The following is a 19,515-nucleotide window of genomic DNA, read 5'->3' as shown; positions in this document are numbered from 1 at the left end:
TAATTTAAGGTGCAGATCGGTTAGTCCTGCTTGATCTGACATGGCATCAGATGCAACATCCCATAGATATTCAGAACCGATTAATAGTAAGGTATCCGATAAAGCAATCTACTTGTCCAGTCATCTGTATTACTAAATCTGTTTTTATTTCAAGTTTGAAGCGTGAGAATAGCTGGAGGTTAAGGATGTTTAGCTTAGTGCGGGTTACTCGCTCTCTATCACTATTCAAACTGGTATTAGCCAGTCTGCTTATGCTATCCCTGCCTTGCCAAGGGAAAACTATCCAGCAACGTATGCCAAATGGTTTACTCGCCTCAGCGGAGTACTTGGACTCTGGTAATGATGAGTCACCAATACTTATCTTGCATGGCTTTTTGCAAACCAGAGATTTTTTTACCGTTCGACGAATTGCAGATGCACTGCACGATGATGGGCATACCGTTCTACTGCCCAACCTATCACTGGGCATCGAGCAACGCAGTCAAAGTCTGGCCTGTGAAGCGATTCATAGCCACAATATGGAACTGGACCGGGATGAAGTTGCAATATGGGTAAACTGGTTATCCCAACGTACATCTAAACCGGTAACTTTAATTGGTCACAGTATTGGCAGCCTTACCCTACTGGCCTATCTTCACGCCAATTCGCCTAACAACAATATCAAGCAGAGTATCCTTGTAAGTCTGATTGCCTTTGCCCAAGGCCCTATTGCCAAAGAAAACTCAGCGGAGAAGAAGCGTGCCGAAAAGGATCTTGACGTTGATAAGCGCGGCATTCATAACTATAAACTGGCCTTTTGCGATATCTACCCGACCCGCCCCGACCACTACCTCTCTTATCTCAGGTGGGATCAGACCCTCGTCACTGAGGCACTGCTTGGATTAAGCAAAAAACCGAGTATTATTCTAGGAAGCAAAGACAACAGGCTCAGCCCAGAATGGAAGCCACTGCTAAATCAAATCAAAGCCAATGTAGTTGAGATAGAGAATGCCAATCATTTTTTCGACCATGCACATGAATTCGATTTATTCGAAGCAATTATTGAGTTGCTTTGACCGGCAGTAGATCGTAAAAACCATGGATATAAGAATCAGACCGGTTTCACTGACTCTCTTTACGACTATCTTCATTGCACTCTTCTTGATTCTGCTGTTCAGCCTGGGTCGCCTCACATATCTGGAAGTCGAAAAGCTGAATAGCAGTTTCCAATTCGCCAATCAACAGCAAGCTGATAATGAGGTCGATGCGGCAATTGAAGAATCACTGAAGATCATCAGCAAAAAAACGGAACAGCTGGCAAAATGGGAAGAGCTCACCCAACAGCTTCTGGATCCCACCTACTATACCTATTGGTATCGCCATAGAGCAAAAGACAACCGATTTCTCTCTGAATATATCCTGGATCTGGCGCTCTACGATAGCAATGGGGATGTATTGTCACATATCAACACTTCACTGTTACCTGACCATATCGAGCCGATCCAGAATGGTCAATATATTTACATCAGTGAATATGAACCTTTCGTGACAGCTATTAAACCCATCAAGAACAAAAACTCCGAACAGATACTGGGTTACATAGCCACGCTTAACAGACTCATACCAATCGTTGTAACACGACACTTCAGCTGGGTTGATCAAGCAACCCTCAGCGTTAAAACAGAACAGGCTGAGCGCATAACCACTGAAGCATTTAAAAACCACCTGCACTACCAGCTTATCAGCGCTCCATATACGCAAGCAGTTCAATCTGAAATGACAGATTTTCTACTCAGACTTGCAACAATAACCGCTATTTTGACCCTTCTTATCTTTCCCTTGGCCGCTTGGATGATCAGCAGACCAATCATGAAGATAACAGAGCACCTCAACCAACTGAAAAGCCATCCCTACGATCCGGTGGTTTTCAATAACCATGATCAGCTGTTGATTACAGAGCTGGACAATATTCGTGAGTCACTCAACAGTTATCATAATCAACTCAACCAGGTTAACACTTCACTGGATCAGAAAACTCAGGAACTGCAAAACCTGACCCATCAGGATTCTCTAACCGGTGTAATGAACCGAAGCGCCTTCGATGATTTTTGGCAGGAAGTCTGCCATCTATTTAAAAACAGCAACAGTCAAACCTGTCTGATCATCTTTGATATCAACCACTTCAAAGCACTCAATGACACTTATGGACATCAGGCGGGAGATGCCGTACTGATCGCCATCTCCAGCCTCATCAATAATATATTGCGTAACAGACAGCAACTATTCCGGTTAGGCGGAGATGAATTCGCAACCGTTTTAATCGGCTGCAACCATCGCAAAGCGATGCAACTTGCAAAACAGTGCCATATTGCCATTTCAAACTACCCATTTGAAAAGCACGGCATCATGGAGCCTGTGCGCATGAGTATCGGGGTAGCACATACCGCTCCTGGTGATGATTCGAGCCTGGACTCCCTCCAATGGCAAGCAGATGTAGCAGTCCATTTTGCAAAGCGGCCTGGATATTCAAATATTGTCAGCTTCTCTGCTGAACTGGCAAAACATGCGCAGGGACTCTATTCAAATCGCACCCATAGCGTTGTTTTTGAAGCGATCTCCAACGGCAATGGTCTGGTTCTGCACTATCAACCCATTGTTGACCTTGATAACAACAAGCCGGAGTACTACGAAGTACTGATGCGGATTATGCATGACGGGCAATTGATCATGCCCTCACATATATTTCCTCTGGTGGAAGCGAGAAGACTCGAACACGATATGGATCGCCAGATTATCCGTAAAATTATCGCCGATTTGGAAGCTCGTAAAATTCCACCGGGCACAGGTGTCTCAATAAATCTCTCAGCACCCTCGATTGTCGACAGTGAACTACCCACCTGGCTTGAAGATTTCGTGCCCTTCATGAGCGATTACAAGCTTCTGATTGAAGTCACCGAAACAGCTCTTATCACCCAACTTGAAACAGCACGGAAAAATCTCAAAAGACTGAGGTCAATGGGATTCCGCGTCGCCCTGGACGACTTTGGCAGTGGTTACTCCTCTCTGAGATATCTCGGGGCCATGCCAGTGGATGTTGTAAAATTTGATATCACACTCACTCAACTGATCGAAAACGAAGATGCCAATCCCATTCTCAATCACTTAGCCCAGATGATCACTGAATCCGGGTATATTTTGGTCGCTGAGGGGATTGAATCTGAATCAGCTGCAGAGCAGTTGAAGCAGCTCGGATTCCACTATGGCCAGGGCTTCTATTTTGGCAAACCATCCGCCTCGTTGAGTCAAAGAGCAGATGATAATAGCCCTGTAAATTTTTCTGCATAATCCCAAAAATCGAGGTATACTGTGCGGCTTTCCGGCCTCACGGGTTGGAATCGATGGTCCTGAGGGGCGAGTTGATTCAGCCTGTACGGTCAGTAAAGCTGGAAGTCTGATAAATGCCAGAGTGATGAAATTGGTAGACATGACGGATTCAAAATCCGTTGCCTTCACGGGCGTGCCGGTTCGAGTCCGGCCTCTGGTACCAATTCTTATCAGCTGAGCGGAAAACCCGCCATAGACAACTGCCCAGATCTAATAATCTCCCTCAAGCTCATCTGTTTTATCTATCGAGTAGATTTTAATCTCCTCTTCTGTTGAAATGTAACGTTAGAGCTCTGACTGAACTAGGGCCATCAAATAACCAGGGAACGCTGATTAACTTCTGGGTCGTCTATTTGGTGAGATGAAATATTACAGATCGAGATGAATAAGCGCAGCCGATGATAGCCTGCTATTGAACAGCTTTTCGCCCCAGAACTGTGATCTTTCAGCCACCGCTGACCGATTCACAAATTAAGCAGATATTCCCCAGATAGATTACAAATTTTTTCTGGTGGTATGACCAACTCCGATTCCAGACTGACCGACGATTTCTCCGATAGTGTAGAGATCACTAATACCTCTGGCCGCTTCAGGGTAGCCCTTGAGGTTGCTGTCGCGGCACTGATTTTGGTTGGTATCTACTTCTTATTTGCCCCCGAAGAGACCATCGAACTGGAACCTCCCATTCAGGAGAGCCAGATTGATCCTGTAATTCGAGGGCAAATAGAAGCCGCTAAAGAGAGTGAGCAGGTGCCTCAAGTCAGCAGCTCCCCGGTGGAGACCGAAAAAGTACCAGAGTCAGAAGAGCAGCATGAAGAAGCTGGAGATACGATTGTCTCACAGGCTGAGCCTGTGGCTGCGGTTAAGCAATCGCAAGAGAGCGAAACCGCACGGGAAATGATCTCCAAGCTGCGCAGTGGGGAGCTTGCGCTCAGCCCCACTGAACTGCTCGAGAAATCAGAGCTGTATGCTCAGCAGGGACGTCATACAGATACCTACCTGTTACTCTTCTACGCTGCGCGAGAGGGAGATGGCCAAGCGGCCTTTGCACTTGCCAGCCTATACGATCCAGACCACTTTAAAGAGGGTAACGTGCTATTGGAGAAAGCTGATATTTTTCAAGCACACAAATGGTACAGGGAAGCAGCTAAGCAACAGATCGTCGGGGCACAGGAACGACTCGATAAGCTGCGAAGAAGAAGTGAGCAGCAGGCGAAGTCAGGAGACCCTTCCGCTCAACGTCTGTTGTTGAACTGGCAATAAACCACAATTTTCAGGATCACTCCGATGAAATGGCTTAAATCGGCCCCCTTCATTATCGCAGCGATTATGTTCGCCGCACCGGCAGCTTCGGTCCCCCAGGATCGTCCACTCCTGATGGAAGGAAAACAATCCCTCTATCAACGGGTATTGAGTAAACCCGGTGCGCACCTGTTCGATCAAATCCAACAGGGCAGTGGTTCCCCTTCTATACCGTTCAGTGTCTACTACGTCTATGCCCGCAAGCAACAGAACGGCTCCAGTTGGCTCAAAGTCGGGCTGAACCGGCATGGCACGATCGAAGGCTGGTTACCTGAAGTCGATACCATACCTTGGAATCAAGGACTTACTGTCGCATTCCGAGATCCTCTGGGCAGCGACAGAGTGTTACTCTTCAATGATAAGACCGAACTGAAACAGCTGATTGATAATCAGGATAAAAGCAGATACAGACAACTCTATGCCGCTGCGGAGGCTGGCAAACTGGAAACAGATTCACCTGTGGTTGCCATTCAGCCCAGAACTCATATCGATATCCTCAAGGATTTCTATCTGGTACCCATTCGTGACCATGAGGATATCTATATCGGCAGTGAACAGGCCCGAATGCTGCAAATCTCCAGCGTTCCCTTGCAGCCGTTGCAAACCGCTAAAGATAATGACTCCCCTGCGGCGCCAAAGGCTGAATCTAACAACCGCTCATTTCGCTCAGCAGTGGTATTTGTTATCGACTCGACCCTCTCAATGGATCCCTATATCGACCGTACCCGTGAAGCAGTACGCAAGATATATGACACCATAACCAAAGAGGATTTGACTGGTGATGTCAGCTTTGGACTGGTGGCCTTTCGGGACAATCCCCAAGTGGCACCAGGCCTTGACTACCTTACTCAAACCTATGTCGACCTGGAACATGGCCAGGATGCTGACAGCTTTTTTTCTCAAGTCTCCACCCTGAAAGCGGCCACGGTCTCAAGCAGGGATTTCAAAGAAGACAGTTTTGCCGGGGTTAACGAAGCGATCGCGGGCATCAACTGGGAAGGTCAAGACGCCCGCTATGTTGTGTTGATCACCGATGCTGGCCCCAGGGAGTCGAGTGACCCCCTCTCAGGCACAGGCTTGTCCAGCACTGCGTTGAGGAGCCTGGCTCAAAATAAGGGCATTGCATTGTCAGTACTGCACCTACTCACCCCCAGCATAATGTCGGACCATACCAAAGCCGAAGAGACCTACCGCGACCTCTCTTACTACCCAGGTATCGGTAGTTTCTATTTTGGCGTTGAAACGGGTAACGTCGAACGCTTTGGGCGTGTTTTGGACGCCCTCTCCCAACAGATCACTGAGCAGGTTAAACTGGCTGCCATGGCAGCGGCAGGAAAAGTTCTCGCAGAAGAGCGCCAGGCCAGGGAAGCTACAAAGAAACCTGATGAATCATCAGATCAGCTGGCTCAGTTTCAGGCAAAAGTCGCGAAGCTGGGATATGCCCTGAGAATGCGCTACCTGCAAAAGGATGAAAAACAGCAGATGCCCAATATCTTCAATGCCTGGCTGGTGGATAGAGATATTCAGGATCCGCAGCGCCAGACATTGGATGTCAGGGTTCTTCTTACTCGTGACCAACTCAGCGACCTGCATGCCATTATGAAACAGGTGCTACTTACCGCTGAAGAGGGACTCCTCTCGCCACGCAGCTTTTTAAATGACCTGAAGAGTCTGGCCGCAACAATTGCCCGTGATCCTGATCAGCTGGGCAGCACAACCCGGGCGACAGGTGCAAGGGAAGGCAATCTTGCAGATATGGGCTTCATGCGAGAATACATTGAGGATCTACCCTATACCGGTGAAGTCATGAACCTCTCACTGGAAAATTGGCAGGATTGGACAGCCAAGGATCAGATCGCTTTTATTAACCGACTGGAAGAGAAGATCAATTACTACCAAGTACTACATGACCATACCGATCTCTGGGTTTCACTGGATGGGGGCCCCATCACGGGTGACTCGGTATTTCCAATCGGCCTCGAATTGCTGCCTTAACACAAACACGACATTAAAATGACTAATCCTGAAGCTCAAGCAGGAGCGAGCCTGACAGGTGATCGTGTCCTTATATACCACTTACGCGATGTTGTGAAAACTCGCGAAGCCGAGGGCACTGGCTTCCGCTTACGCGTACCTAGCCTGCAGATCGCCTTAGGTGAAAAGATCGCTTTGATCGGTGAAAGTGGCTGCGGAAAAAGCACACTGCTCGACATGCTATCAATGATTCTGCGCCCGAGTGAGATTGGGTCGTTCCGCTTTCGTCCTGAGCAGGGTGCGCAGCCAGTAGATATCTCAACGCTTTGGAAGAAGAAACAACTCAATCAGTTGGGGGATCTGCGTCGTCTGCGTATCGGATATGTGATGCAAACCGGCGGACTTCTCCCCTACCTCACTGTGCGGGAGAACATCAATCTATCCCGGCGATTGCTTGATATGCCGGATGATAGACTGGTAGAAGAACTCACTAAAGATCTTGGTATCAGACAGCACCTCGACAAACTACCTTACAAACTCTCAGTAGGAGAGCGGCAGCGGGTTGCCATAGGCAGGGCCTTGGCCCACCGACCATCAATTGTAATAGCCGATGAACCCACGGCATCTCTCGACCCAATTGCAGCTGAGCGCATCATGTCTCTTTTTATAGAGTTGGTAGATGAACTCCATATCACTGTAATCCTGGCCAGTCATGCCTGGCGTCATATCAATCGGCTTGGGCTACGACATCTGGAGCACCATACGGAACGAAAAGAGGATGGCTCCATGACTGAAACAGTGGTAAGTGGCTGATGCGTCATCGTTTGAAAGATATTGTCTGGCTGGCTAGCCGGGACTACCGCAATGAGTGGCAGATGTCTTCCTTCTTCATACTTGCACTCGCTGCTGTGCTCGGCCCGATGATGATTCTTTTCGCCCTCAAGTTTGGAATTGTGGGTAGTATGCTCGATAACCTGATCGAAGACCCCCGCAATCGGGAAATTCGACCGATCGGTAGCGGGCGTTACGATCAAGCCTGGTTTGAGCAATTGAGGGATAGATCAGAGGTTAAATTCATAGTCCCTCGTACGAGAGCCATTGCAGCCACCATAGACCTTAAGAGCGAAACTTCAAAACGGATTGTCTCGGTGGAGATGATACCTACCGGCGAAGGAGATCCTCTACTGAAAGATCGGAATACGCCGAAAACATCAACAGAGTTAGTGCTCTCAAGTCATGCTGCTAAAAAGCTGAATATTGAAGCAGGTGACGAAATCGCTGGCAGTCTGGCTCGCAGATTTCAAGGGCGTAGTGAAAGGGTTCACCTAAAACTCACAGTTGTAGATATTGCTGATACCAGCAGTTTTGCACGTGATGGAGCCTTCGCCCCACTTGCCCTGGTCGAAAGTGCAGAGGATTTTCGCGACGGACGCTCAGTTCCTGAATTTGGATGGCAAGGCAGCGAGGCCAATACAAGTAACAGAAAATACCCCAGTTTCAGGCTATACACCGACTCAATCTACAATGTCAGTCGCATCAGTGATGCGCTCGAAAGGTTGGATATAGAGGTTAGTACCCGAGCAGCAGATATCGAGATTGTACGCAGCATGGATCGCAATTTGAGTCTGGTATTTTGGTTAATTGCGATAATTGGTCTTGCGGGATTTTCCTTTTCCCTCGGTGCCAGTCTATGGGCCAACGTGGATCGCAAGCGTAAGGAGTTGAGTGTGCTACGCCTGGTTGGTTTTCGCACAGCTGAAATTGTCTGGTTCCCGGTCTTTCAATCACTATTTACAGCCGTTCTTGGCTGGGCTTTTGCCTCTTTGATCTACCTGGGAGTGAGCATAACAATCAACCGTATCTTTGCGGCTCAACTTAATAACAACGAACAAGTCTGTCAGCTCTTGCCAGAACACTTCCTCATTGCTCTGTTGCTCACAGTGGTTTCATCAGTAGTTGCGGCATCTCTTGCCGGTTTCAGGGCGTCCCATATAGAACCATCTGAAGGTTTACGGGAAATATAGTAAAGCCTGAGGGACTGCTGAACAACACACTACCGTTTCGCACTGAGGTAGAGTAGCTGCTTAAGGTAAAAGAGGATCACTTTCTCAAGCTCGAAAAAAAACCATGGAAGAGATAACCTTCCATGGCTTTTCATACGAAATTATAAATTCGTAATATTTCTTAGACTTTACGTCTTCTACTGAAGGAGACAAATCCCAGCAGCGCAGAACCAAACAGCCAAGCAGCTGCTGGCAGTGGTACTGCACTCATGGTTAAGTCATAATCTGAATTGAGTGTGGTATCAATAGAATTAAGCGCAAAACCGGAGATGGTAAAAATGTACTCTCCCGCTCCCAGACTCAGAGTTTCAGAAAATGTGGTTCCCAGATGATACTGTTCGTTGGTATTGATATTAGTCAGCAACAGATCATCCTGAAACATGCCTTGATGTGTGCCTGTAATATTGATATCCAGTGAAGCGGAATCAACAGTCAGACTATAGGAATCAAGAAAATTCCCGACTGGCTGGGGAGTACTGAAGCTATCCCCAAGATCAGAAAAGGTACCTGCATCGTAAGATGCAGCCTGTGCGCCGACTGTAGAAAATGCCAGGAAGGCAACCAGTGCGACTGAACGTATAAGCAACTTCTTCATTATCTTCATCCTTAAAAGATTGTTGTAGAAAGATACAATCTTTGCCTGATTGTACCTGCACAATCGAAACTACCATTTATAAATCATGGGAACAATACATAATATCCCATATATTGAACTGCTTTTTATAATTAACCCATTCAAACCAGTAGTGACATCCGAGAAGCAGGGGCTCTCACAAACATACCGATTTATTTAAACATCAATTAATTTGGAAACAGGATTAATTCAACCCGTCTTTTTTTTGCAGATTCATCACGTTTCAAGATCGCCTGCTCATCTTCTGCTGTACCTATTGCAGTCACATGCAAACGTTCTCCGGATATGCCACGCTTGGTTAAGAACTGCTTTACCTCATCAGCCCGTTTTAATGAGAGACGATAGTTGTAACTGCTATCTCCCTGACTGTCTGCATAGCCGATGATACGGAGAAAAGTCTCAGTTTTGGTCAACATTTTATATTGAACAGACTTCAATAACGTTACATATTCAGTTGGAATAGAGGATTTGTTAAAAGCAAAAAATACCGCATAGCGTGTTGCCAAATTTATATTTATGATGGTGTCTATATCTGAAAATTCTGTGCGCAACTCCAGCTCGCCTAAACTCTGATCATCAGCGATTTTTGACTGATCGATGGATGCTTGATCTCCAATCAGAGGTTTGACTTCTGCCTCAGCAGATAGATCAACACCAGAACCTTCCTGGTCAGAAGGCATTTTAGATAGTTCCGAATTAGGGTATCCAGCCACCACACCATCAATACGATCTGCAAAGACACTAAAATAGTTATCAATCTGATTTGAATAAAAAGCGTAGGTCAGCATAACCAGTAGACCGATGCCTACCCATGCAACCACATGAAAGATAGAATTCCTGAGCCGAGTTGGGCGAGGTTTAAACTTATGCACCTCGGAGTTTTCAGCTGCTACAACCTCTGGGCAACCCTCAACCCACATAGAAGGCATACTCAGATTCTCTTCAACAACAATTGTGTTATTCGGTTTTTTCGCTGGCCAAGCTGATTGATTCTTACGTCTATCACTATTACTTTTTAAGTTGCTTTGATGGCTATCGGAACCCTTCTGGTTCTCACTGGACATCCACCAAACCCCACCCCAACTATGCTCATCATCCAGTGAGGGCATCTTCTTGTCACTGTGGGTCGACTTGATTTCTGTCACCCTTGACTTACTTTTCCTTTGCGTAGTCGAAATGAGAGAATCCATATCCACAGATTCAAGTTTATTATTCCAAATATCCTCAGCGCTTGGCAGTGGTTGATTTAAGGCTTCATCCTCAGCAAATAATTCAACCTCATCTTCTGTAGAAGATCGATTATTCTGTGGCTCAGTTGCGTGCTCTTCTTTCTGAGTAGAATGAGGCTCTCTTTTTATTACCGTTAAATCGCTATCCCAGTCACTCCAATCAGAGTCAGGTAAATCCCAAGCCTCTTCGAAATCCTGATCAGATGCATCGATTGCAGTGAGCAGATTCTCAGTAATAAAGTTAGTATTGGCAATTTCCTCTTTACGTTTCTCTATTTCAGCTTCATCAAAAAACTGTTCCTGAAGTGGCTTATTTTCGAAAATATCATGCACTGCTGCTTTCTGATATGCGACTTGTTGAACTTCTACCTGCTGATCTTTATCCTGCTGGTATCTTTGAACAAAATCTTCAAAAGATTCATTGTCTGGCAAAGTGATACGCCGCTCTTCCACTAACTCTTCAATAATCTCCAAGGCATCTTCATCACTCAGCTCATGCTTCTCTTCCAAAGATGCGAAAAGCAATATTCGACTCATTAGATGATTGATCTTTCTTGGTACACCCTGTGCTGCCTGGTGGATCAGCAAAAATACATTTTCATCAATATGGGGGTCATCCTGCCAGCCAACCACACTCAATCGATGTGTTATATATTCACGGGTCTGCTCATCTGACATAGGCTTAATCTGACAGGTTGCTATAAGCCTTTGCTGTATGTGTTCCATATCTGGGCCGAGCACGAGTTCCCTTAATTCATCATGCCCGATCAGAACTATTTGAAGTAGCGAGCTGTTACCCATCTGCAGGTTCGAAAGCAGACGCAACTCTTCAAGCCCGTTCATTGAAAGATTCTGAGCTTCATCAAGAAAAAGAATGGAACGTTTCCCCTGCTCATGCAATTCAGAGAGGTGCTTATTTATACAGGTCAGCAGAGTGGCTTTATTGTATGACTCAGCAGGTAAGCCATACTCCAGAGCAACCTTTCTCAATAACTCTTCGGCTTGAAGTTGGCTGGTGACCAGATTCAGGGCATTGAATCTGCTAGCGTCAATCTCAGAAATGACATCTCTGACCAGAGTTGTTTTACCTGAGCCGGGTTGTCCGGTAATCATCACAAAGCCTTCGCTCTGCTGTAAAGCGTAGGCTAGGTATGCGGATGCTCTAAGATAGTTTCTGTGGGCATAGCGGAACTTTTCGTCCGCACTCAATCGAAATGGCGTATCCTTGAATCCAAAATACGACTCATACATATTCGTCGTAGTCCCTCACATGGTCCGTCATTCAGCTTTCCCTGATTTAATGATACAGCTTTAAATCGAAAAACCCTACCACAAAAAAAAATCCTGAGAATGGTATTTACCATTTCTCAGGATCGCTGTGTTCAGAAAGTAGAGCGTGCTAACTTAATAACAGTATCCCTGTTAATTAACGACACTTTTCTGAACTGTATTCGAAAGATCACTTGCGTTACCCGTCCGGTCATATGCAGCGATGGCTACATAGTAGTCCCCCAGGTCCAGGTTATCAATGGTGTGACTATTCAGGTCACCCTGCCCAAGATCGACATGCATCTGTAAATTGTTCGGCGTTGTACCGATATAGATATGATAACCATTAATTTCAGACAGATTCAATGAGGAACCATCCGTACGGGTAGTCGGTGCAGTCCATCTAAGTGACATGGAACCGGTTGTTGCTGCTACTACAACACTGTTGACACGAATAGTGAATGCCGACAGGTTCGTAGTGTCAGTACCATCGCTTACACTGATCCGAATATTGTTATAGTCCCCAACATCCTGTGCTGAAGGCGTGCCACTCAAGGTACCGTTGCTGTGATTAAAGCTCGCCCAAGCAGGTAGATTCGTGATAGAAAAAGTCAGCGTGTCATTATCGGCATCGTCAGCGACTGGGGAAAAGTTGTAAGCAATCCCTGCATCGACTGCGGCGGCGGGATTTCCACTGATTGTAGGCGCCTGGTTAGCAGCAGCTTGTGCTTCAGTACAAACTTCATTCGACAGTGGGTGTACAGCGGCATCTGTATAGCGAGACTCGATAATGAAGCAATGAGCTTCGGCCAAGTCCAATCCACGAATGGTGGCAGTGGTCGACATGGTACGGTCTGTGCCCATGTCCAGCCCATCAATGATTATGTCGTATCCTCCCACAGGGGTATCGAAATCATGAGTCCAGTTTAGAACAATGTTATCAGCGGAAATAGTTGCTGAGTTCAGTTGAGCTGCGCCTACTGCTGGCGTAGTTGTTGCTGGCTCCTCAGGTGCAGGCTCTTCCGGCGCTGGATCAGCACTATCAGCAGGAGGCGTGGTATCTGTACTCTCTCCAGGCACTGGGTCAGCTGGCTTAGTCGGCTCAGAAGGCTGAGTCGGATTAGTTGGCGTAACCGGATCACTTGGCTTAGTAGGCTCCGGCGCTGGTGGTGCAGTCGGTGGCGTTACGGGAGTCTGCTCATCACTACTCTCATCACCGGTTGGTGCATCTCCGGAATTTTGATCTGTACCAGGATCTTGTGTTTCACCACCACTGGAAACAGCAGTCTCATCTTCAGTGTTGCCTGCTGTCTCATTTGATTCTGGATCACTGCTTCCACCACATGCGCTAAGGACCAGACTTAGTGCAAAAGCTGATAATATGAGTTGTAACGATTTCATTCATGTGGCCTCAATGACGCGATGGCACATAGAGTAAGGGAATATTACCGTTATCCTGAGGAACTGGATCACATAAATGAACGACACTCTTCTCAGAATTGAAAGCCGTTTTTTAAGCTAAAAAAACCAAGTAAATTCATGTAGATATAAAGCTCCGCAAGTTTTATTGAACAAGGATCATATTGTCAGCCTGCCTGGCCTTTCAAAGCGGCTAAAACCAACCAAACGACTCGGAATTAAATCACGAAAAATATAATGGGAACTAGATCAAATCGTTACATCAGGCGTCAGGAATCGCCCTCCCCATCATTACCCTATAGCTCGTCAGGCTGTAACTGCTTGATGCAGAATCGGCTCGACACTTATACTCAGCATCCGGAATTAATGACTTTGTCTCATACCCTCTAACAATAAGGCAGTTCTTCATGACTACTCCAAGCTTTAACCCCCCTGTCCGCACCTTGATGGGCCCTGGCCCCTCAGACGTCCATCCCCGAATTCTGGAAGCTTTGTCACGTCCCACAATTGGCCATCTGGACCCTCTATTCGTAGAGATGATGGAACAGACAAAGGCGCTGCTGCAGTATGCCTTCCAGACCGAAAATGCACTGACCATGCCTGTCTCTGCGCCAGGTTCAGCCGGCATGGAGACCTGTTTCGTCAATCTGGTAGAACCCGGAGATAAGGTTATCGTTTGTCAGAACGGCGTTTTTGGCGGACGTATGAAGGAGAATGTCGAGCGTTGTGGTGGCACGCCTATCATGGTTGAAGATGAATGGGGCACGGCTGTCAGCCTGGAAAAAGTAGAAGCCGCATTACAATCGAACAGCGACGCAAAAATAGTGGCGTTTGTCCACGCCGAGACCTCCACAGGCGCAAGATCCGATGCTAAGGAACTGGTGGAACTGGCTCATCGTCACGACTGCCTGACCATCGTCGACGCAGTCACATCCCTGGGAGGGAGCGAGCTTAAAGTCGATGAATGGGGAATTGACAGCATCTATTCAGGAACACAGAAGTGCCTCTCCTGTGCCCCCGGTATCTCACCCATCAGTTTCAACGAACGCGCCCTGGAGAAAGTCAGAAACCGAAAGCAGAAGGTACAAAGCTGGTTTCTCGACCTGAACCTGGTCATGGGCTATTGGGGCAGCGGCCAAAAGCGCGCCTATCACCACACCGCACCAGTAAATGGTCTCTATGGTCTACATGAGGCACTCTGTATACTGCAGGCAGAAGGGCTGGAAAATTCCTGGGCACGCCACATCAAAATGCACAATGCGCTTAAAGCGGGTCTCGAAGCAATGGGGCTCGATTTCATCGTTGATGAAGCCCACCGCCTACCGCAATTGAACGCCGTATCCATTCCCCAGGGCGTTGATGATGCATCAGTACGCAGCCGCTTGCTCAATGAGTACAACCTGGAAGTGGGTGCTGGGCTTGGCGCTCTGGCAGGTAAAGTTTGGCGCATCGGCCTGATGGGCCATAGCGCAAGAGCTGAGAACATTCTGCTCTGTGTCAGCTCCCTTGAGGCAGTATTAAGTGAGATGAATGCACCGATCAATAGAGGCGTTGCACTGGCAGCAGTACAAAAATCGCTCTCATCAGAAAGTTGAATCAGCAACTTCCACTTCTGCTGGAACCGGAGGTTTTGAGTGCCTGTTTGAACGAACAGGCAGAAAACCTGCGTGTGGTGGATCTTTGTAAAGATAGTACCTACCGGGAACTGCATATCCCAGGTTCGGTACATCTTGCCTACTCGGCCATCACCCTCTCTGACCACCCTACTCATGGACTGTTACCGGATCCAGAACAGCTGCAGCAGCTCTTTTCCGAACATGGTATCGGCAACGACACCCATGTTGTCGCCTATGATGATGAAGGGGGTGGCAATGCATCGCGCCTGCTATGGACACTGCATGCCATGGGACATAAGCACTACTCGCTATTGAATGGCGGTCTGCATGCATGGGCCAATGAGGGCAACTCCTGTAGTAGGGAGGTCACCACACCTTCACCCACCAACTACCAAGTAGCACCGGATCACCGGGTGGTGGCGACTACCGACTATATTCTCGAAAGAGTGGAATCACCGGAGCTGGCGTTATGGGATGCTAGAAGCATCAATGAATTCAGAGGTCTCTCCCGCTTTTCTCAATATCCGGGGCATATTCCTGGTGCGGTCAACCTGGACTGGCTGGAAGTAATGGATCGACAACGGAATCTCCGCCTGAAACCTGAAACAACATTAAGAGCGATGCTCTCTGAGCTGGGCATAACCCCAGACAAAGAGGTCATTACCTATTGTCAGACACACCATCGCTCCTCTCTGACCTGGTTCGTGCTTCAATATCTCGGATTTGAGCGTTGCAGAGGCTATCCAGGATCATGGTCTGACTGGGGCAACCGGGATGACACACCCAAAGTCACCACATGAGACGACCCTCATCATCACAACGCCGGTTTGTTATTCTGAGCCTGGCCCTGTTAACTTTCGGCCTCGCCTACTATGCGGGTATCTCACATAAAACCAGCCGTGACACCCCAAAAATCAGCGGTATCACCATATCCCCTCCTACCCCTGTCCCCACATTCAAGCTGCAGGATCAATCCAAAGAGCCATTTGAAAACCATCGATTGCTCGACCATTGGAGCCTGCTGATGCTGGATCCTAGTGGGAGATCTCAACCCACACCCGCCTTCACCCGACTGTTGAAGGTTCACAATCGCATCGCAACACACCCTGAGTTACAGCAAAAGGCACACTATCTCTATCTGCCAAAATCCAAAGAAGCGGCTCTGGATAGCACCATTTCTCAACTCAGTGGCAATATATTTGGATTGCAGGGATCCCCTACGCAGATAGAAGAGGCCTTTAACAAATTTGGTGTCGATCTCAACGGTTCAGAGCCTGTACTCTACTTAATCGGTCCCGAAGGTCACTTGCACGCCCTATTTACCGATGGGGTGGATGCAGCTACTATCGCCAGGGATTTAATCCAGATATTAACCTCTACCTGAAGCCACGGATTCAGGTTCAACCCAGTAGTCAAAAATGAATCAAACCGAATCCAAACAAAAAGAGTTTCCACAAAGGTTTCTTGAAGGTCTGTTCGTGACCCTCCAGTACTTGCTTCCCCACCACCTGCTGTCCCGTTTGATGCATAGTCTGACCCGGATCGAAACTAAGTCAGTTAAGGACCTGCTGATAAGACGCGCAATTGACTGGTACAAAGTTGATATGCAGGAAGCAATCGAAAGTGACCCCACCCGCTACCGCAGTTTCAACGATTTTTTCACTCGTGCCTTGCAGCCGGATGCCCGACCAGTCACTCAGCTGGCCAATGAAATTGCCAGCCCCGCAGATGGCACCCTCAGCCAGGCTGGTGACATTGAAGCAGGTTACCTGTTTCAGGCCAAGGGACACGATTACTCGCTGTTCGAACTGCTGGGGGGCGACCTGGAGATGACCAGGTTGTTTGATGAGGGGCACTTCGCCACCATCTACCTCTCCCCCAGAGACTACCATCGTCTGCATATGCCCCTGGGTGGAAAACTGAAAAAAATGGTGCATGTACCTGGACGTCTGTTTAGCGTTAACGAGACAACATGTCGAAAAGTACCCCGACTTTTCGCCCGCAACGAGCGGGTTATCTGCCTCTTCGAAACAGCGGCTGGGCCAATGGCAATGATCCTGGTGGGCGCCATATTTGTCTCCAGCATCGAAACTGTATGGGCAGGCACAGTCACACCCAGCCAGTTGAGAGTCTCAAGCTGGAACTATGAACCTCTGCAGCAACCTACCACGGTGGAGTTGGATAAAGGAGAAGAGATGGGACGATTCAACATGGGTTCCACAGTGATCCTGCTATTTGGTAAAGACGCAGTGGAGTGGTTCGAGGATTTCACCCCTGGAACGCCCGTTCAGATGGGCAGCGGGATCGGAAATCTAACCTGACCAATGGGTAACCTCAACAAAACCTACTCATCTCAATAAGATTAATACTGAACAACGCTGCTCGAACTGTAGGGTGGGGCCATGCCCCACCATTTAAAGCAAAAAGCAGTATCAAGTGGCCTTATTTTTACAATCAAAATCTTTAGCTAGGTAGCCTGGATGGAGCACAGCGGAATCCGGGTTGGTTGGTACGCTATTCCCCCCGGATTCCGTTAAACTCCATCCAGGCTACGGACTAGGCAGTAGCCTGCCAGCTCTCAGCAAGTAGCGGCTGCAGAGCATCAGCCGCATCCTGAGGAGTAACATTACCAACCCCTGCAGGCACTTCGAAACTTGCCACCGCCCTCACCAGTTGATCCATTTGACTTCTCGGTGGGGCATGGCCCCACCCTACGCCAATATGGACAGGTAGGGTGGGGCCATGCCCCACCATTGAAGGTAAAAAGCAGTATCAATCGGCCTTTTTTACAATCAAAAACCTTCTAGCTAGGTAGCCGGGATGGAGCACAGCGGAATCCGGGATGGTTGGTACACTGTTCCCCCCGGATTCCGTTACACTCCATCCAGGCTACGGACTAGGCAGTATCCTGCCAGCTCTCAGCAAATAGCGGCTGCAGAGCATCAGCCGCATCCTGAGGAGTAACATTACCAACCCCTGCAGGCACTTCGAAAATTGCCAGCACCCTCACCAGTTGATCCATTTGACTTCTCGGTGGGGCATGGCCCCACCCTACGCCAATATGGACAGGTAGGGTGGGGCCATGCCCCACCATTGAAGGTGAAAAGTAGTATCAATCAGCCTTTTTTTACAATCAAAATCTTCTAGAACTACCCATTTATCGGCTTTATCGCCTCAATGGTTGCCGAGACCACATAATCCTCAACACCACGCCCCGGTGCCCAATCACGAATAAAATCCCGTGATTCATCTTTGGGCTGGATGCGAATGGATTCAAAACCTGCCGCTTCTATCCACCCCTCCAGGGTTCCAATCAATGAAGCATTCCCCATACAACCTGCGATAAGCTGAGGATCATTTCGCATCTCTTCAGGTAACTCCACAGTTGCCACAACATCGGAGATCGCCAAACGGCCACCTGGTTTTAATACCCTATGTGCGTCTTTGAAGACCCTTGCCTTGTCTGGTGATAAATTGATTACACAGTTTGAAATGATCACATCTGCGGTGTTATCCGCAATCGGCAATGCCTCTATCTCACCGAGGCGGAACTCAACATTGTTGTAGTTTCCTTTTTCAGCATTACTTCGGGCTTTAGATAACATTTCAGGGGTCATATCGACACCGATCACAGCCCCCTCTTCCCCCACTTCCGCCGCGGCCAGAAAGCAATCGAAACCACCACCCGAGCCCAGATCCACAACGGTCTCTCCTGGCTGTAAAGATGCAATTGCCTTAGGGTTACCACACCCCAGTCCCATATCTGCACCTTTTGGCACATGCTGGAGGTCACTCTCGCTATATCCAAGACGGGTTGAAATCAGAGTATTGATCGAGGCATCGTCAGACACACCACAGCAACTTGACTCAACCCCACAGCAATCGCCTTCATTGTTGGCAATTGCAACCTGAGTATAGGCTTCTCGCACTTGTTGACGATGGCTATCATCACCAGCTTCATGTTTTGACTCTGTTCCACAACAGCTTGTTTTCTCAGTCATAAATCTTCTCCAGGTGTTACTCGGAATTCGTTTTTGAAAAAGTTACCGAGACTTGTAAGCGTCTCAGGATCGATCCAGCAAACTACGCGCTTTCCCTGCCGCTCCATTTCGATCAATCCCGATCGGTGCAGCTCTTTAAGGTGGTGTGAGAGTGTTGAAGGGGCTATTCCAAGTCCTTCGCCCAACTCTCCTACACTGAACGACATAGCCTGCTCTAAGTCACAACGGGTACCAGGCTGACAGCAACTGCTCAAGCGCTTAAAGATCTGCAGCCGATGGGAATTACCCAAAGCCTTGAACATCTCAGCCATCTCTCCATCATCTCTTCTATATTTCGACATGTTTCGAACTATAGAAGACAAAACGGTAAATGACAATACCTTTTAAGAAAATAGCTGCTGAAGTGAATGGAAACTACTTTTGAAGATTTTCTTCGCTTCTGCACAAACCGGAATAGATTCAAGCAAGGTAGCCTGGATGGAGCACAGCGGAATCCGGGATGGTTGGTACGCTGTTCCCCCCGGATTCCGTTACACTCCATCCAGGCTACGGACTAGGCAGTAGCCTGCCAGCTCTCAGCAAGTAGCGGCTGCAGAGCGTCAGCCGCATCTTGAGGAGTAACATTACAACCCCCTGCAGGCACTT

17 protein-coding genes and 1 tRNA gene are annotated in these 19,515 nt (G+C 48.0%); 11 read left to right on the top strand and 7 right to left on the bottom strand.

All coding sequences use genetic code 11. The features are described from left to right. Nucleotides 1–185: 185 nt before the first annotated feature. From AC4IFB_RS01845 to AC4IFB_RS01815, 7 genes are all read left to right on the top strand, one after another. The gene (locus tag AC4IFB_RS01845) at nt 186–1,055 is read left to right on the top strand and encodes an alpha/beta fold hydrolase (RefSeq protein ID WP_490779203.1); all 870 of its coding nucleotides are present in this window, start codon (nt 186–188) and stop codon (nt 1,053–1,055) included. A gap of 22 nt (nt 1,056–1,077) precedes the next feature. Then, complete coding sequence (locus tag AC4IFB_RS01840; protein WP_490779202.1) at nt 1,078–3,324, top strand: putative bifunctional diguanylate cyclase/phosphodiesterase; 2,247 nt, start codon at nt 1,078–1,080, stop codon at nt 3,322–3,324. 115 nt (nt 3,325–3,439) lie between these two features. Next, a tRNA-Leu gene (locus AC4IFB_RS01835) sits at nt 3,440–3,526 on the top strand. A 353-nt stretch (nt 3,527–3,879) separates the two neighbouring features. Further along, a complete protein-coding gene (locus tag AC4IFB_RS01830) occupies nt 3,880–4,626 on the top strand; it encodes a hypothetical protein (protein WP_490779201.1) in 747 nt (248 codons plus the stop codon). A gap of 24 nt (nt 4,627–4,650) precedes the next feature. Continuing rightward, nucleotides 4,651–6,660 carry a vWA domain-containing protein gene (locus AC4IFB_RS01825; protein ID WP_490779200.1) on the top strand — a complete coding sequence of 670 codons (2,010 nt, stop codon included), beginning with the start codon at nt 4,651–4,653 and terminating at the stop codon, nt 6,658–6,660. Nucleotides 6,661–6,678: 18 nt separating this feature from the next. Continuing rightward, on the top strand, nt 6,679–7,452 hold the full coding sequence (locus AC4IFB_RS01820; RefSeq protein ID WP_490779199.1) for an ABC transporter ATP-binding protein: 774 nt from the start codon (nt 6,679–6,681) through the stop codon (nt 7,450–7,452). Further along, complete coding sequence (locus AC4IFB_RS01815; RefSeq protein ID WP_490775733.1) at nt 7,452–8,663, top strand: ABC transporter permease; 1,212 nt, start codon at nt 7,452–7,454, stop codon at nt 8,661–8,663. Before AC4IFB_RS01820 ends, AC4IFB_RS01815 begins: the two co-directional genes overlap by 1 nt. Before the next feature lie 160 nt (nt 8,664–8,823). Here the strand turns inward: AC4IFB_RS01815 and AC4IFB_RS01810 are convergent, their stop codons facing one another. The 3 genes from AC4IFB_RS01810 to AC4IFB_RS01800 form a co-directional block, all read right to left on the bottom strand. Further along, nucleotides 8,824–9,297 carry a VPLPA-CTERM sorting domain-containing protein gene (locus AC4IFB_RS01810; RefSeq protein WP_490775732.1) on the bottom strand — a complete coding sequence of 158 codons (474 nt, stop codon included), beginning with the start codon at nt 9,295–9,297 and terminating at the stop codon, nt 8,824–8,826. Nucleotides 9,298–9,503: 206 nt separating this feature from the next. Then, nucleotides 9,504–11,816, bottom strand: a complete 2,313-nt coding sequence (locus AC4IFB_RS01805; protein WP_490779198.1) for an AAA family ATPase — start codon at nt 11,814–11,816, stop codon at nt 9,504–9,506. Between the two features lie 171 nt (nt 11,817–11,987). After that, on the bottom strand, nt 11,988–13,235 hold the full coding sequence (locus AC4IFB_RS01800; RefSeq protein ID WP_490779197.1) for a putative Ig domain-containing protein: 1,248 nt from the start codon (nt 13,233–13,235) through the stop codon (nt 11,988–11,990). A gap of 425 nt (nt 13,236–13,660) precedes the next feature. Between AC4IFB_RS01800 and AC4IFB_RS01795 the strand changes: the two genes are divergently transcribed. Genes AC4IFB_RS01795 through asd form a run of 4 tightly spaced genes read left to right on the top strand, consistent with a single transcriptional unit; the run spans nt 13,661 to nt 17,190 of the window. Next, on the top strand, nt 13,661–14,848 hold the full coding sequence (locus AC4IFB_RS01795; protein ID WP_490779196.1) for a pyridoxal-phosphate-dependent aminotransferase family protein: 1,188 nt from the start codon (nt 13,661–13,663) through the stop codon (nt 14,846–14,848). After that, nucleotides 14,845–15,669 carry a sulfurtransferase gene (locus AC4IFB_RS01790; protein ID WP_490779195.1) on the top strand — a complete coding sequence of 275 codons (825 nt, stop codon included), beginning with the start codon at nt 14,845–14,847 and terminating at the stop codon, nt 15,667–15,669. The genes AC4IFB_RS01795 and AC4IFB_RS01790 overlap by 4 nt, the downstream gene beginning before the upstream one ends. After that, the gene (locus AC4IFB_RS01785; RefSeq protein ID WP_490779194.1) at nt 15,666–16,253 is read left to right on the top strand and encodes a hypothetical protein; all 588 of its coding nucleotides are present in this window, start codon (nt 15,666–15,668) and stop codon (nt 16,251–16,253) included. The genes AC4IFB_RS01790 and AC4IFB_RS01785 overlap by 4 nt, the downstream gene beginning before the upstream one ends. Before the next feature lie 34 nt (nt 16,254–16,287). After that, nucleotides 16,288–17,190, top strand: coding sequence for an archaetidylserine decarboxylase (gene asd, locus AC4IFB_RS01780; RefSeq protein ID WP_490775726.1), 903 nt, complete (start codon nt 16,288–16,290; stop codon nt 17,188–17,190). 235 nt (nt 17,191–17,425) lie between these two features. Here asd and AC4IFB_RS01775 read toward each other — a convergent pair whose 3' ends face one another. From AC4IFB_RS01775 to AC4IFB_RS01760, 4 genes are all read right to left on the bottom strand, one after another. Further along, nucleotides 17,426–17,551: a hypothetical protein gene (locus AC4IFB_RS01775; RefSeq protein WP_490779193.1), complete on the bottom strand. Its 126-nt coding sequence runs from the start codon at nt 17,549–17,551 to the stop codon at nt 17,426–17,428. A 214-nt stretch (nt 17,552–17,765) separates the two neighbouring features. Next, a complete protein-coding gene (locus AC4IFB_RS01770) occupies nt 17,766–17,891 on the bottom strand; it encodes a hypothetical protein (protein ID WP_490779192.1) in 126 nt (41 codons plus the stop codon). 127 nt (nt 17,892–18,018) lie between these two features. Beyond that, the gene (locus AC4IFB_RS01765; RefSeq protein ID WP_490775410.1) at nt 18,019–18,870 is read right to left on the bottom strand and encodes an arsenite methyltransferase; all 852 of its coding nucleotides are present in this window, start codon (nt 18,868–18,870) and stop codon (nt 18,019–18,021) included. Beyond that, nucleotides 18,867–19,211 (bottom strand): ArsR/SmtB family transcription factor, encoded by a 345-nt coding sequence (locus AC4IFB_RS01760; RefSeq protein ID WP_490779191.1) that lies wholly within the window; start codon nt 19,209–19,211, stop codon nt 18,867–18,869. Before AC4IFB_RS01760 ends, AC4IFB_RS01765 begins: the two co-directional genes overlap by 4 nt. Nucleotides 19,212–19,515: the final 304 nt, after the last annotated feature.

It is taken from the genome of Candidatus Thiodiazotropha sp. AKIB8 (genome assembly GCF_058244675.1).
Note: the sequence above shows the minus strand (reverse complement) of the source record. Positions and strands in the feature narration are given on the sequence as shown.

What these genes read in the sequence shown, in the direction of transcription:
- AC4IFB_RS01845 (WP_490779203.1), top strand. Translation starts at nt 186, where the DNA reads ATGTTTAGCTTAGTGCGGGTTACTCGCTCTCTATCACTATTCAAACTG.
- AC4IFB_RS01840 (WP_490779202.1), top strand. Translation starts at nt 1,078, where the DNA reads ATGGATATAAGAATCAGACCGGTTTCACTGACTCTCTTTACGACTATC.
- AC4IFB_RS01830 (WP_490779201.1), top strand. Translation starts at nt 3,880, where the DNA reads ATGACCAACTCCGATTCCAGACTGACCGACGATTTCTCCGATAGTGTA.
- AC4IFB_RS01825 (WP_490779200.1), top strand. Translation starts at nt 4,651, where the DNA reads ATGAAATGGCTTAAATCGGCCCCCTTCATTATCGCAGCGATTATGTTC.
- AC4IFB_RS01820 (WP_490779199.1), top strand. Translation starts at nt 6,679, where the DNA reads ATGACTAATCCTGAAGCTCAAGCAGGAGCGAGCCTGACAGGTGATCGT.
- AC4IFB_RS01815 (WP_490775733.1), top strand. Translation starts at nt 7,452, where the DNA reads ATGCGTCATCGTTTGAAAGATATTGTCTGGCTGGCTAGCCGGGACTAC.
- AC4IFB_RS01810 (WP_490775732.1), bottom strand. Translation starts at nt 9,297, where the DNA reads ATGAAGAAGTTGCTTATACGTTCAGTCGCACTGGTTGCCTTCCTGGCA.
- AC4IFB_RS01805 (WP_490779198.1), bottom strand. Translation starts at nt 11,816, where the DNA reads ATGTATGAGTCGTATTTTGGATTCAAGGATACGCCATTTCGATTGAGT.
- AC4IFB_RS01800 (WP_490779197.1), bottom strand. Translation starts at nt 13,235, where the DNA reads ATGAAATCGTTACAACTCATATTATCAGCTTTTGCACTAAGTCTGGTC.
- AC4IFB_RS01795 (WP_490779196.1), top strand. Translation starts at nt 13,661, where the DNA reads ATGACTACTCCAAGCTTTAACCCCCCTGTCCGCACCTTGATGGGCCCT.
- AC4IFB_RS01785 (WP_490779194.1), top strand. Translation starts at nt 15,666, where the DNA reads ATGAGACGACCCTCATCATCACAACGCCGGTTTGTTATTCTGAGCCTG.
- asd (WP_490775726.1), top strand. Translation starts at nt 16,288, where the DNA reads ATGAATCAAACCGAATCCAAACAAAAAGAGTTTCCACAAAGGTTTCTT.
- AC4IFB_RS01775 (WP_490779193.1), bottom strand. Translation starts at nt 17,551, where the DNA reads ATGGATCAACTGGTGAGGGCGGTGGCAAGTTTCGAAGTGCCTGCAGGG.
- AC4IFB_RS01770 (WP_490779192.1), bottom strand. Translation starts at nt 17,891, where the DNA reads ATGGATCAACTGGTGAGGGTGCTGGCAATTTTCGAAGTGCCTGCAGGG.
- AC4IFB_RS01765 (WP_490775410.1), bottom strand. Translation starts at nt 18,870, where the DNA reads ATGACTGAGAAAACAAGCTGTTGTGGAACAGAGTCAAAACATGAAGCT.
- AC4IFB_RS01760 (WP_490779191.1), bottom strand. Translation starts at nt 19,211, where the DNA reads ATGTCGAAATATAGAAGAGATGATGGAGAGATGGCTGAGATGTTCAAG.